This window comes from Curtobacterium sp. VKM Ac-1395 (assembly GCF_015350975.1).
In the GTDB taxonomy this organism is placed as follows: Bacteria; Actinomycetota; Actinomycetes; order Actinomycetales; family Microbacteriaceae; genus Curtobacterium.
Window position 1 is genome coordinate 326,264 of record NZ_JADKRX010000001.1, and the last position, 12,045, is coordinate 338,308.

Here is a 12,045-nt window from a genome sequence, read left to right on the forward strand (position 1 = left end):
TCGTGGATTCTCTAGGATCGAGAGCGTGACCACGACGATGCCCGGCTTCGGTGCGCAGCGCATCACGCAGCGCGGGCTCCGTGACCGCGTCTACGACCGGGTGCTCGACGTCCTGATGGGACACGACGTCGAACCCGGCATGCGCCTGTCGATCGACGGGCTCGCCCGGACGCTCGGCGTCTCCCCGACACCCGTGCGCGAGGCCCTCGTCCAGCTCGAGCGCACCGGGCTCGTCGTGCGCGAGGCCAACAAGGGCTACCGGGTCGCCCCGCCACTGCAGGGGGACCAGCTCGAGGCGCTGTTCGACGCCCGGCTCATCATCGAGAGCGGCGCCGTCGAACTCGCCGCCCGCGGGGACGTCGCCGCGCTGCGTGCCCGGCTCGGGTCGGCGCTCGCCGAGCAGTCGGCCGTGGTCGAGGAGATCGCCGTCGTCGGGGTGGCAGCGGCGTCGGAGGAGCTGATGGCGCGGTTCTTCCGCAGCGACTGGCAGTTCCACCAGGTGCTCTTCGACGCGACACGCAACCCGTTCCTGCAGGAGATGTCCGAGGTCATCACGACCCGGGTGCACCGGATGCGCCAGATCGTGGAGGGCGGGGACGACGACACCGACCGGGCCGTGCACGAGCACCGGGCGATCGTCGACGCCCTGGCGGTGGACCCCGCGTCCGCCGTCGAGGCGATGCGCGTGCACATCGACGCCGTGCGGCTGCGGTCGCGGGCGGACGCGTCGCACGGGGGCTGAACCAGGCGGACGCCCGTGCCGAGGTTCGGGTCAGCGGCACGGGCGTCCTGATCCTCCGAGCCCGGTCTTCTTCGGAGCCCCCGGACGGGGGGTTTGGTCGATTGTTGAACACGGCGGTTGCGCGATCCTGCTGACCGGGTATCTTTCCTATAGGAAAGAGGTTCGACGACGAGCCGCGACATGCAAAGGAGCATCCCGTGAACCACGCACAGGACTGGGTCCAGCAGGACTGGGACACGACGACCTGGACCGCCGAGACGTGGCCGATCGCCGCCTGTCTCCACGGGTTCCCGGCCGTCGGGACCGACGGGGTCGCGGTGCACGACGCCGCTCCCGAGGTCTGGGACGACATCCTCGGGCAGGTGGCGGCCGCGGGCTTCTCGCTCGCCGAGGTCGCCGACAGCCACATCCGCCCCGCGGACCTCGAGCCCGCACGCCGCGACGAGTTCCTGGCGATCGCGCGGTCGCACGGCGTCGGGATCCCGTCGGTGCACCTGCAGCGTCGCAGCGTGATCCAGCCAGGGCACGAGGAGGACAACCTCGCGTACGCGCACCGCACGATCGACGCGGCGGCCGAGTGGGGCATGCAGGTCTTCTCGACGGGGCTGCACCAGCCGTTCAACGACGCCCAGAAGCGCGCGCTCTGGTTCTGGACCGCGCAGGGCCCGAAGGACCCCGACGACCCCGAGGTGTGGCAGGCCGCGGTGTCCCGGCTCCGGGAACTCGGTGAGCACGCGGCGTCGGTCGGGCTCCCGATGGCGCTCGAGATGTACGAGGACACCTACCTCGGCACCGCGGACAGCGCCGTGCGCCTGATCGAGGACATCGGCCTGGACACCGTCGGCCTGAACGCGGACGTGGCGAACCTGATCCGCCTGCACCGCCCGGTCGAGGACTGGAAGGAGCTGTTCGCCAAGACGCTCCCGTACACGAACTACCTGCACGTGAAGAACTACACGCGGGACGAGGCGGGCGACGGGAGCTGGGCGACGAGCGTGCCGAGCACCATGGAGACCGGGCTCATCAACTACCGCCAGGTGCTCCGCGACGCCGTCGCGAACGGCTTCCGCGGCATCCTCATGACCGAGCAGTACGGCGGGGACAGCCTCGGCGTCTGCGCCACGAACCAGCGCTACATCCGGTCGGTCCTCGCCACCGCGAAGTTCGGCAAGACCACCGGCACCACCCGCACCAGCACCGCCACCACCACTGAAGGAGCAGTTCGATGAGCACCCTCGACATCGCCGTCGTCGGATCCGGCTACATGGGCGGCGGGATCGCCCAGGTCCTCGCGCTCGCCGGCCACACCGTCCGCATCGCCGACGTCTCGGGCGAGATCGCCCGGCAGAACCTCGACCGCCTGCTCGTCGAGACGCAGCAGTTCGTCGACGACGGGCTCTTCCCGGCCGACGCCGTCGAGCGGGTCCGCGAGCACCTCAGCGCCGCGGAGAGCATCGAGGACGCCGTCGCCACGGCCGACTTCATCGAGGAGGCCGTGCCCGAGAAGCTCGCGATCAAGCACGAGACCCTCCGACGCGTCACGGCTGCCGCTCGTCCCGACGCGGTGATCGGCTCGAACACGTCGACGATCCTCATCGAGTCCCTCGCCGAGGCCGTCACCGGTCCCGAGCGGTTCCTCGGGGTGCACTTCTCCAACCCCGCGCCGTTCATCCCCGGCGTCGAGCTCATCCCGCACCCGACCACCGGCGACCACGCGGTCCAGGTCGCCGAGGCCGTCGTCGCCGCGACCGGCAAGCAGTCGGCGCGGGTCAAGGACTCCACCGGGTTCGTGCTGAACCGCCTGCAGTACGCCCTGTTCGAGGAGGCGACGAAGATCGCCGACGAGGGCATCGCGACCCCCGACGACATCGACACGATCGTCCGGACGACGTTCGGGTTCCGCCTGCCGTTCTTCGGCCCGTTCGCGATCGCCGACATGGCCGGGCTCGACGTCTACGCGTTCTGCTTCGAGTCGCTCCAGACCCGCTGGCCGGAGCGCTTCGCCACGCCGTCGTCGCTGCAGCAGCACGTCGACGCCGGGGAGCTCGGCACGAAGTCCGGCGCCGGGTACCTGCAGGTGCCGGCCGACCGCACACCGGAGCTCGTCGCCTACCGCAACCGTGCCTACGTCGCAATGCAGGAGCTCCTCGACGAGCTCGGCCCGGCGCCGATCCACTGAGGACGGCGACCATGACCACCGAGCAGCACCAGCGCCGCACGGTCGTCCTCACCGGGGCAGCGTCCCCGCGGGGCATCGGCCGCGCCACCGCACACCACCTGGCCGAGGCCGGCTGGGACGTCGGCGTCATCGACCTCGACCACGACGCGTCCCAAGCAGTCGCCGCCGAGGTCCGTGACGCCCACGGGGTCCGGGCCGTGGGCGTCGGGGCCGACGTCAGCGACGAGACCGCCGTGCGCGCCGCCTTCGACACGATCGAGGCCGAGCTCTCGCCGCTCGTCGCCCTCGTGAACCTGGCGGGCGTCTCGTCGGCGCACGCCTACCTCGACCTGCCGCCCGGGGAGTGGCACCGCGTGCTGTCGATCAACCTCGACGGCGTGCACTTCGCGAGCCTGCGGGCAGCGGAGTCGATGGTGCGGAACGGGTACGGCCGGATCGTCAACCTGTCGTCGGTCTCCGCGCAGCGCGGCGGCGGCACGTTCAGCAAGACGCCGTACACCGTGGCGAAGGCCGGGGTGATCGGGCTGACCCGTGGTCTGGCCCGCGAGCTCGGCCCGCACGGGGTGACCGTGAACGCGATCGCCCCCGGACCGATCGACACCGACATCATGGGCGGGACCCTCACCGAGGAGCGCAAGACGGCCATGGCGGCCGACGGCGTGCTGCCCCGGATCGGCACCCCGCGCGACATCGCGGCCGCGGTCGCGTACCTGATCGGCGAGGACGCCGGGTTCGTCACGGGCCAGACGCTGAACGTCGACGGCGGCCTCTACATGCACTAGGGCCGAGCGCCCTCCACCCACACCGTGCTCGCAAAGGAGCGAACCCGTGTCACTTCCCCCTGCCCCCGCGCTCGGGTCGACGAACGACCCCGGCCTGAAGTCCGCCATCGGCAAGGCGACGAAGCACCTCATGCCGATGCTCGTGATCCTGTACTTCGTCGCCTTCCTCGACCGCACGAACGTCGGGTTCGCCGAGGAGGCCCTGAGCGTCGACCGCGGCATCTCGGACGCCGCCTTCGCCCTCGGCGCCGGCATCTTCTTCATCGGCTACGCGATCTTCGAGATCCCGTCGAACCTGCTGCTCAAGCGGTTCGGCGCCCGCTTCTGGCTCGCCCGCATCGCGATCACGTGGGGCATCGTCGCCGCGCTGTTCGCCTTCACGACGAACGACACGATGTTCATCGTGCTGCGGTTCATCCTCGGCGTGACCGAGGCTGGCCTGTTCCCCGGCGTGATCATGTACCTGTCCGAGTGGTTCCCGAACAAGGTCCGCGTGCGGATGTTCGCGATCTTCTACCTGGCGCAGCCGTTCTCGCAGATGATCGGCGCCCCGCTCTCCGGCGGCCTGATCAGCGTCGGCGACGAGGTCACCCCGTTCCACGGCTGGCAGGTGATGTTCGCTGGTGAGGGCATCCTCGCGGTGCTCGCCGGCGTCGCGGCGGTGGTCTTCCTGACGAACAGTCCGCAGCAGGCGAAGTGGCTGGAACCGGGGGAGAAGGCTTCCCTGACCGCGGCCATGGAGCGCGAGGACTCCGCCCGCACCGAGGACGGCCCGACGGGCATCTGGAAGGCGATGGCGAGCGGCCGCGTCTGGTACTTCACGATCATCTACTTCTGCCTGCAGGTGGCCGTCTACGGCACCACGTTCTACCTGCCGCAGCAGGTGTCCTCGCTCCTCGGGCAGGACGTCGGCTGGCAGGTCGGGCTCGTCACCGCGATCCCGTGGCTGGTGGGCCTGGTCGCCTGCTACCTCATCGGTTCACGCGCGGACACCGTGACGCGTCGGCGCCGCTGGGGCACGCTGTTCTACGTCACGACCGGCCTGTCGATCCTCGGGTCGGCGTGGGCGGGGGCGAACGGGCAGCCCGTCCTCGGCATCGTCTTCATCACCCTGGCCGTCGCGAGCTTCCTGTCCGTCGGACCGATCACGTGGGCGTACCCGACGGCGTTCCTCACCGGGGCCGCCGCGGCTGCGGGCATCGGCCTGATCAACTCGCTCGGCAACCTCGGTGGGTTCGTCGCCCCGATCATGCGCACCGCGATCAACGAGGTGGTCCCGACCGACAGCGGCGCGTTCGGCATCGTCTCGCTCGGCGTGCTCGCCTTCGTCGCCGCGGTGATGATCGCCTGCACGAAGTTCTTCCGGGGTTCCCGGGCGGACGACCTGCTCGACACGTCCCACGTCCGCACGACCGACACAGGAGCACGACCATGACCCGGTTGTTCAACGACCCGGCGGACTTCGCCGACGAGATGGTCGACGGGTTCGTCGCGGCGAACCAGTCCCGTGTCCGGAAGGTCCACGGCGGCGTCGCCCGGTCCACGGCGAGCCCGGACGGCACGGTCGCCCTGGTCATCGGTGGCGGTTCCGGCCACTACCCGGCGTTCGGCGGTCTCGTGGGCCACGGGCTCGCGGCCGGTGCGGCGATGGGGAACCTGTTCGCCAGCCCGTCCGCGCAGCAGGTCACCGCGGTCGCGACGGCGTCCGAGCACGGTGGTGGGGTGCTGTTGTCCTACGGCAACTACGCCGGCGACGTGCTGAACTTCGACGCCGCCGAACGTGCCCTGCGGGACGCGGGCATCGATGTCCGCACGGTCCGCGTCACCGACGACGTCGCCTCCTCACCGGCGGACGAAGCGGCGAAGCGGCGTGGGATCGCGGGGGACCTGTGCGTGTTCAAGGTCGCCGGTGCCGCTGCGGAGCAGGGCATGACCCTGGACGAGGTCACCCGGGTCGCGACGAAAGCGAACGAGCGGACCCGGTCCTTCGGCGTCGCGTTCTCCGGCTGCTCCCTCCCCGGCGCCGACGAGCCCCTGTTCACGGTCCCCGAGGGCCGCATGGCGATCGGGATGGGCATCCACGGCGAACGCGGCATCGACGAAGCCGACGTCCCCAGCGCCGCGGACCTGGCCCGTCTCCTGGTGGAGCGCCTGCTCGACGAGGTCCCGTCCGGCGTGGAGCTGCCGGGGGCGCACGTCGTGCCGATCCTGAACGGGCTGGGCAGCGTGAAGTACGAGGAGCTGTTCGTCGTCTACGCCACCGTCCAGCGCCTGCTCGAGGACGCGGGCGCCGTGGTCGTCGAACCCGAGGTCGGCGAACTCGTCACGAGCTTCGACATGGCCGGGGTCTCCCTCACGCTCTTCTGGCCGGACGCGGAACTCGAAGCCCTGTGGGCCGCACCGACGGACACCCCCGCCTACCGCAAGGGCGGCGCGGTCCCGCAGGAGCGCCTGCCCGAGGACGTCCTCACCGCAAACGTCGCCCCGCCGATCGGACCCGCCTCCGACGCCTCCCGCACCGCCGCCCAGCGCCTGGTCGAGGTCGTCGCCGCCGTGCGTCGGGTGGTCGACGAGCACGCCGACGAGCTCGGCCGCATCGACGCGGTCGCCGGTGACGGGGACCACGGCATCGGCATGCAGCGTGGCTCCACGGCCGCGGACGCGGCCGCCCGGGACGCCGCAACGCGTGGTGCCGGGGCCGGCAGCGTCCTCGCGATCGCGGGGGACGCCTGGTCGGACAAGGCCGGTGGCACCTCCGGCGCGATCTGGGGCGCCGCCCTGGAGGCCCTGGGTCGCGTCCTCGGCGACACCGACCGGCCCGACCCGGCCACCGTCCAGACCGCGGTGCACGCCGCCACCGACGCCGTCCTCGCCTTCGGCGCGGTCGTCGGCGACAAGACCATGGTCGACGCCCTCGTCCCCTTCGACGCGGTGCTCTCCGAGCGCATCGACGCCGGGGTCCCGCTCCGCGAGGCCTGGCGGGCCGCCGCGGACGCCGCGCAGGAGGCTGCCGACGGCACCGCCGCGCTGCTGCCGCGGATGGGACGGGCCCGGACGCACGCCGAGCACGCCGTGGGCACACCGGACCCCGGTGCCGTGTCGTTCGCGCTCATCGTCGACGCGGTCGCTGCGTGCTGACGATCGGCGTCTCGCTGAAGATGTACCTCGGCCACGCCCGCACGGTCGCGTGGGCCGAGGCGGTCGCCGACGTCGCCCGGACGCACCCGGCGCTGACCGATGGCGTTGCCGAGCTCTTCGTCGCGCCGACCTTCCCGGCACTCGTGCCCGTCCGGCAGGCGCTCGCGGGGTCGGGCGTCCTGCTCGCGGCACAGGACCTCGCGACCGCCGACGAGGGTGCCTTCACCGGCGAGGTCTCGGGGCGCGAGCTCGCGGAGATCGGCGTCGACCTCGTCGAGATCGGCCACGCGGAACGGCGCGCGCTGTTCCACGAGGACGACGCGACGGTCGCGGCGAAGGTGCGCGCCGCGTTCCGCAACCACCTGCGACCGCTGGTGTGCGTCGGGGAGCCGAGCCGAGCCTCCGTCCCGGAGACCATCGCCATGGTGACCGACCAGCTCGACCGTGCCCTCGCGCCCGCCGTGGCGGAGGGTGCCGTGGCTCCGGTCGTCGTCGCCTACGAACCGGTCTGGGCCATCGGGGCTGCGCAGCCGGCACCGGTCGACCACGTCGTCGAGGTGCTCGGCGGCGTCGAGGCAGCACTGGCAGCCCGTCCGGCGCTCGCGGGGAGCGTCGTGGTCTACGGCGGCAGTGCCGGACCAGGGCTGCTGACCCGTGGGCGTGGGAGGATCGGCGGACTGTTCCTCGGCCGGTCCGCCCACGACCCGGAGGCGGTGCGGAGCGTCCTCGACGAGGCGCTGGCCCTGCGCCGCTGAGGTCGTCGACGGGCCTAGCTGGCGGGTGAGTCCTCGGAGTCGTCCGTGCGGCTCGTCTCGGCGTCGGCCTTGTCGTCCGCGTTGCTCGAACCGATGCCCTTGAGGTCCGAGCGGGTGTTGGCGTGGATCGGCTCGCTGTGCCCGAAGGTGCGTGCGGCCGCACGGAGGCGTTCGACGAAGTCGCCGTCCTCGTCCTCGAGCTGGTCGTCGTCGGCGTCCTCGACCACGACCTCGCTGGTCGGGCCGATCAGGATCTTCGTGGTGGTGCGCGTGCCGTCCGGTGCGATGGCCGGCACCGCGACGGTGTCGGCACGGTCGCCGCCGGCGAGGGCGGCCGCGTACTCGATCACCGCGTCGGCGATGTCGTCGCCGGTCAGGATCGTGGTGTTGTCGTAGTGGATGTGCTTCATCGTTCCCTCCCTGTGTCCATCTTGGCGCGCGATCAGGGCGCCGTCATCCAGTGACCGCGCGATCCGCACAGGACTTCTCGCGGCGGCGTCACTCCCGGGCGCCGGCGAGCCCGTGGTCGTTCGCGTAGACGACGAGCTGCACCCGGTCGCGCAGCCCGAGCTTGCCGAGCACGCTGCTGAGCTGCGTCTTCACGGTGGACTCGGTGACGAACTCGCGCGCCGAGATCTCGCTGTTCGACAGGCCCCGCGCGGCCCACCCGAAGACGATCCGCTCCCGCTCGGTCAGGGTGCCGAACTCGGCGGGCTGCGGGGTCGGAGCCCGTTCGACGTCCTGCCCGAACAGCTGCGCGAGGTCGTTCGGTGCGATCACCGAGCTGCCCTCGTGCACGGCCCGGACCGCGGCGAACAGGAACGACGGCGTCGCGTCCTTGAGCAGGAACCCGCTCGCGCCCAGCCGGATGGCGGTGGCGGCGGCGGGGTCGAGGCCGAACGTGGTGAGGACGATGACCCGGGGCAGGGGTTCCGGGAAGGCGCCGTCGAAGAGTCGGCGGACGGTCTCGAGGCCGTCGGTCCGGGGCATCCGCATGTCGAGCAGCACGATGTCCGGGTGCAGCTCGGTGACGAGCGTCAGGGCCTCGGCGCCGTCGGAGGCCTCGCCGACCACCTCCATGTCCTCCTGCGCGTCGAGGACCACGCGCAGGCCGGCACGGAACAGCGCCTGGTCGTCCGTCAACAGGATCCGGATGGGCGTGGTCACGGGGTGACTCCTTCGTCGAGGTCGAGCGGGATGCGGGCACGGGCGGCGAAGACGTCCTCGACGACGGCCGCGTCGAAGGAGCCGTCGAGGGCGGCGAGGCGGGACCGCATGCCGGCGATGCCCCGGCCCGAACCGCCGGTCGCGCCGGTGCCGACGACGTTCTCGACCTCGAGCACGACGTCGCCCGAGCGCCAGGTCTCGCGGACTGCGACCGGGCGGCCCGGGGCCCCGTGGCGGAGGGCGTTCGTGAGCATCTCCTGCAGCACCCGGCGGATCGCGGTGCCGGTGTCCGAGCGCATGGGCCGCGGGGTGCCGCGGACGGTGCGGTCGACCTCGACGCCGGCGTCCCGGATGCCCTGCACGATCTCCTCGAGCGAGCCCGGGTCCACGCGGTCGCCGGTGCCGTCGATGTGGCCGAGGACCTGGCGGACCTCGAGCAGGGAGCTGCGGGCGGTGCTGGCGATGGTGGCGCTGACCTCGCGGATGCGGGCCTCGTCGTGCAGGAACGGCACCGAGTCGGCCTGCGCGATGATGACGGCGAGGGAGTGACCGACGACGTCGTGGACGTCCCGGGCGATGGCACCGCGGATGCGTTCCGACTCGGCCTCGTCGACGGCGCGCGTCGCGACCTCCTCGGCCTGCACACGGAGTTCGGACTCGCGGACCCGGAGCGCGGACTCGCGGTTCCGTGACGTCAGCGACCGGACGGCCAGACCCGTCGCCCACACGACGAGCAGGGACGCGACCGGGGCAGCGAGGGCGATCAGTGCCTGGTCGAGGGGCCCGCTGATGAGCAGCGCGAACCGGTAGCCGGTGGTCGCGAGGTACACGGTCGCACCGACACCCGCGACGACGGCGATGACGCCCGACAGCACGACCTCGACCTTGTTGCCGACGATGACCGTCGTGCCGATGACGACGTAGAGCGCGATGTCGACCAGCGACGGCCGCTCGGACCCGATGACCTGCACGGCGCCGAGCACGACGACGGCGAACATCGAGCCGGAGGGGGAGATCCGACGAACGGCGATGGCGACGACGGCGAGCACGACCGCCCAGGTGCTCGCCTGTTCCAGCTCGACGTCCACCGGGGCGATGAACACCAGGCCGGCGACGAGCCCGAGTGCCAGGTCGATGACGACGGAACCGGGCGCGAGTGCCCTGATGAACCCCCGCCGATCGGTCACCACGCGATCATCGCACGGGCGCGTCCGCTCGTAGCGAGCAGGGCAGCCGTGGCACTGCTCGCCAGCCCTGCCGCGGACATCAGCCGACCGGGCCGGCCGGGGTGCCGACGGTGACGGTGACGACCCCGCGGGGGAGCGCAGAGCCGGACGACGACGACAGCGACGACGACGGTGACGACGACAGCGACGACGACGTGGCGGCCGTCGGGTGGCTGCCGTCGATCGCCCAGCACGCCGTCCCGATGACGACGACGATGGCGACGAGGGTGGCGGCGGTGCTCCTGGTGGTCCTGCTGGTCATGGGACAAGCGTCCGGCAGGGCACCCCACCCGGTCATCGTCCTGGCGGCCGAAGCCCCTCAGCCGCGCGGGTGAGATCGACTCAGGAGCCGGCCCCTGACGACCTCGACTCAGATGACGACCGACCCCAGCACGCGGTGCGCGATCGAGATCGACTCGCCCGACACCGCCGACAGCGGCGAGGACAGGAACGCGACCAGGTCGGCGATCTGCGTCGGGCTCGACTCCCCGCCGGCACCGCGCTGCACCTCGGCGCTGGGCTCGTCGGTGACCGTCCCCGGGTTGACGACGTTCACCGTCACGCCCGACCCGGCGACCTCGTCGGCCAGGTTCTTCGCGATGACGGTGACGGCCGTGTTCCGGAGCGAGGCCGTGATGTTGCCGGACAGGTAAGCGTTCTGGCCGCTCACCACGACCACCCGGCCGAAGCCCGCGTCCCGCTGGGCCGGCAGCACGGCGTTCGCGACCCGCAGGAACCCGAGGGCCTTGCCGTCGACCGCCTGCGCGACCTGCTCCGGGTCGGACCGCTTCGCCGGGTCCAGCGTGCGGGCGCTCGGGGCTGCCGTCACGACCAGCACGTCGATGCGTCCGTGCTCGGCGAGCACCCGCGCGACCCCGGCGTCGACCGAGGCCTGGTCCGCGGTGTCCATCGCCACCGCGGAGGTCGCCGCCCCGGACGTGGCTGCCCCGGACGGCCCGGCACCCTCGTCGTCCGATGCGCTCCGCGATGCCACGACGACGGTCGCCCCCTCGGCCCGCAGGCGGTCCACCACGGCGGCACCGATGTAGCCCTTCCCACCGACGACGAGGGCGACACGGTCACTGAGCTGCAGGTCCATGCCTGCGACGCTAGCCCCCGGTGTCTCGACCGTCCGAGCGGTACAGTGCGTGAAACGTACAGATGCCGAACCGTTCGTTGCGTGAACCGTTCACTTCCTGAAACACTTCCTTCGTCCAACACGGACGGCAGGACGACGAGGAAGGCGGAACCAGGCATGCGCAGCACGTACCACGGGGCTCAGCGGAGCACCTCGCTCTCCGGCACCCACACCCGGGTCGGCCTCACCGCCCCCGCCGTGATCGCGGCCTACGTGAACGCCCGCATCGAGGACCCCTCGCTGCTCTCGGCACGACGCGAGCTGTCGTACGCCGACTTCTTCGCCGCCCACCAGGGCTGAGCGCCCACCAGGCCTGAACACCCGGAGTCCATGACCCCATGCCGTTGACCGTCGTCCGCCGCGAGCACCACCACCTCTACACCCGCGAGCCCCGATCCACCGCCGCCCGCAGCGCCGTCGAGGCCATCCTCCGGCTGCAGCACGCCGAGGAGCAGCAGATCGAGCACGCCCGCACCGAGAGCGGTCTGTCGAAGAACGAGTTCCTCGCCGTCCGGTACCTGCTCCAGGCGCACCGCGACCACCGGTCCATGGGACCGAAGGACCTCGCCGTGATGCTCGCCGTGTCGAACGCGTCGGTCACGAAGCTCGTCGACACGCTCGTCGAGAAGGGCGACCTCGTCCGCAGCGCCCACCCCACGGACCGCCGAGCACAGGTGCTCGAGCCGACCGAGCAGGCGGCCGCCAAGATCGACGCCTCGTACGCACGCTTCCACGAGGTGGTCGTCGAGGTCCTCGACCGGCTGCCCGCCGCTGAGAACGAGGTCGTCACGCGGGCGCTCGGCCAGGTGGTCGAGGCGCTCGCCGAGACGGTGCCGGAACCCGAGGACGAGTACACGGTCGCGGACAGCGCTCGCTGACGCGACCACGATCCGAGCCTGGAGGCTCCCCACGGGCCCG

Annotated in this window: 14 protein-coding genes; 9 read left to right on the forward strand and 5 right to left on the reverse strand. The window is 71.9% G+C overall.

The annotated features are described in order from the left end of the window. The first annotated feature begins 25 nt into the window (after window positions 1-25). From ITJ68_RS01665 to ITJ68_RS01695, 7 genes are all read left to right on the forward strand, one after another. Window positions 26-742: a GntR family transcriptional regulator gene (locus ITJ68_RS01665; RefSeq protein WP_194659611.1), complete on the forward strand. Its 717-nt coding sequence runs from the start codon at window positions 26-28 to the stop codon at window positions 740-742. A 197-nt stretch (window positions 743-939) separates the two neighbouring features. Beyond that, window positions 940-1,971 carry a sugar phosphate isomerase/epimerase family protein gene (locus ITJ68_RS01670; protein WP_194659612.1) on the forward strand — a complete coding sequence of 344 codons (1,032 nt, stop codon included), beginning with the start codon at window positions 940-942 and terminating at the stop codon, window positions 1,969-1,971. Beyond that, window positions 1,968-2,921: a 3-hydroxyacyl-CoA dehydrogenase family protein gene (locus ITJ68_RS01675; protein ID WP_194659613.1), complete on the forward strand. Its 954-nt coding sequence runs from the start codon at window positions 1,968-1,970 to the stop codon at window positions 2,919-2,921. The genes ITJ68_RS01670 and ITJ68_RS01675 overlap by 4 nt, the downstream gene beginning before the upstream one ends. 11 nt (window positions 2,922-2,932) lie before the next feature. Beyond that, a complete protein-coding gene (locus ITJ68_RS01680; protein WP_194659614.1) occupies window positions 2,933-3,703 on the forward strand; it encodes an SDR family NAD(P)-dependent oxidoreductase in 771 nt (256 codons plus the stop codon). 46 nt (window positions 3,704-3,749) lie between these two features. Then, the gene (locus ITJ68_RS01685; RefSeq protein ID WP_194659615.1) at window positions 3,750-5,138 is read left to right on the forward strand and encodes an MFS transporter; all 1,389 of its coding nucleotides are present in this window, start codon (window positions 3,750-3,752) and stop codon (window positions 5,136-5,138) included. Beyond that, window positions 5,135-6,841, forward strand: a complete 1,707-nt coding sequence (locus ITJ68_RS01690) for a dihydroxyacetone kinase family protein (protein ID WP_194659616.1) — start codon at window positions 5,135-5,137, stop codon at window positions 6,839-6,841. Before ITJ68_RS01685 ends, ITJ68_RS01690 begins: the two co-directional genes overlap by 4 nt. Then, window positions 6,835-7,596 carry a triose-phosphate isomerase family protein gene (locus ITJ68_RS01695; RefSeq protein ID WP_194659617.1) on the forward strand — a complete coding sequence of 254 codons (762 nt, stop codon included), beginning with the start codon at window positions 6,835-6,837 and terminating at the stop codon, window positions 7,594-7,596. Before ITJ68_RS01690 ends, ITJ68_RS01695 begins: the two co-directional genes overlap by 7 nt. A 14-nt stretch (window positions 7,597-7,610) precedes the next feature. Here ITJ68_RS01695 and ITJ68_RS01700 read toward each other — a convergent pair whose 3' ends face one another. The 5 genes from ITJ68_RS01700 to ITJ68_RS01720 all read right to left on the reverse strand — a co-directional run bounded on the left by ITJ68_RS01700 (window position 7,611) and on the right by ITJ68_RS01720 (window position 11,088). Then, a complete protein-coding gene (locus ITJ68_RS01700; RefSeq protein WP_228504437.1) occupies window positions 7,611-8,006 on the reverse strand; it encodes a hypothetical protein in 396 nt (131 codons plus the stop codon). Window positions 8,007-8,094: 88 nt separating this feature from the next. After that, window positions 8,095-8,763, reverse strand: a complete 669-nt coding sequence (locus ITJ68_RS01705; protein ID WP_194659618.1) for a response regulator — start codon at window positions 8,761-8,763, stop codon at window positions 8,095-8,097. Further along, window positions 8,760-9,950: a sensor histidine kinase gene (locus ITJ68_RS01710; RefSeq protein WP_268095872.1), complete on the reverse strand. Its 1,191-nt coding sequence runs from the start codon at window positions 9,948-9,950 to the stop codon at window positions 8,760-8,762. The genes ITJ68_RS01705 and ITJ68_RS01710 overlap by 4 nt, the downstream gene beginning before the upstream one ends. Window positions 9,951-10,029: 79 nt before the next feature. Next, window positions 10,030-10,251, reverse strand: a complete 222-nt coding sequence (locus ITJ68_RS01715; RefSeq protein WP_194659619.1) for a hypothetical protein — start codon at window positions 10,249-10,251, stop codon at window positions 10,030-10,032. A gap of 108 nt (window positions 10,252-10,359) precedes the next feature. Next, window positions 10,360-11,088 carry an SDR family NAD(P)-dependent oxidoreductase gene (locus tag ITJ68_RS01720; protein ID WP_194659620.1) on the reverse strand — a complete coding sequence of 243 codons (729 nt, stop codon included), beginning with the start codon at window positions 11,086-11,088 and terminating at the stop codon, window positions 10,360-10,362. A gap of 156 nt (window positions 11,089-11,244) precedes the next feature. Between ITJ68_RS01720 and ITJ68_RS01725 the strand changes: the two genes are divergently transcribed. Both ITJ68_RS01725 and ITJ68_RS01730 read left to right on the forward strand, forming a co-directional pair. Then, window positions 11,245-11,427, forward strand: a complete 183-nt coding sequence (locus ITJ68_RS01725; RefSeq protein ID WP_194659621.1) for a hypothetical protein — start codon at window positions 11,245-11,247, stop codon at window positions 11,425-11,427. Window positions 11,428-11,465: 38 nt separating this feature from the next. After that, a complete protein-coding gene (locus tag ITJ68_RS01730; RefSeq protein ID WP_194659622.1) occupies window positions 11,466-12,005 on the forward strand; it encodes a MarR family winged helix-turn-helix transcriptional regulator in 540 nt (179 codons plus the stop codon). Window positions 12,006-12,045 lie beyond the last annotated feature (40 nt).

Excerpts from the sequence above, each read along its gene's own strand:
- ITJ68_RS01675 (WP_194659613.1), top strand. The coding sequence starts at position 1,968 with ATGAGCACCCTCGACATCGCCGTCGTCGGATCCGGCTACATGGGCGGC.
- ITJ68_RS01680 (WP_194659614.1), top strand. The coding sequence starts at position 2,933 with ATGACCACCGAGCAGCACCAGCGCCGCACGGTCGTCCTCACCGGGGCA.
- ITJ68_RS01690 (WP_194659616.1), top strand. The coding sequence starts at position 5,135 with ATGACCCGGTTGTTCAACGACCCGGCGGACTTCGCCGACGAGATGGTC.
- ITJ68_RS01700 (WP_228504437.1), bottom strand. The coding sequence starts at position 8,006 with ATGAAGCACATCCACTACGACAACACCACGATCCTGACCGGCGACGAC.
- ITJ68_RS01715 (WP_194659619.1), bottom strand. The coding sequence starts at position 10,251 with ATGACCAGCAGGACCACCAGGAGCACCGCCGCCACCCTCGTCGCCATC.
- ITJ68_RS01720 (WP_194659620.1), bottom strand. The coding sequence starts at position 11,088 with ATGGACCTGCAGCTCAGTGACCGTGTCGCCCTCGTCGTCGGTGGGAAG.
- ITJ68_RS01725 (WP_194659621.1), top strand. The coding sequence starts at position 11,245 with ATGCGCAGCACGTACCACGGGGCTCAGCGGAGCACCTCGCTCTCCGGC.
- ITJ68_RS01730 (WP_194659622.1), top strand. The coding sequence starts at position 11,466 with ATGCCGTTGACCGTCGTCCGCCGCGAGCACCACCACCTCTACACCCGC.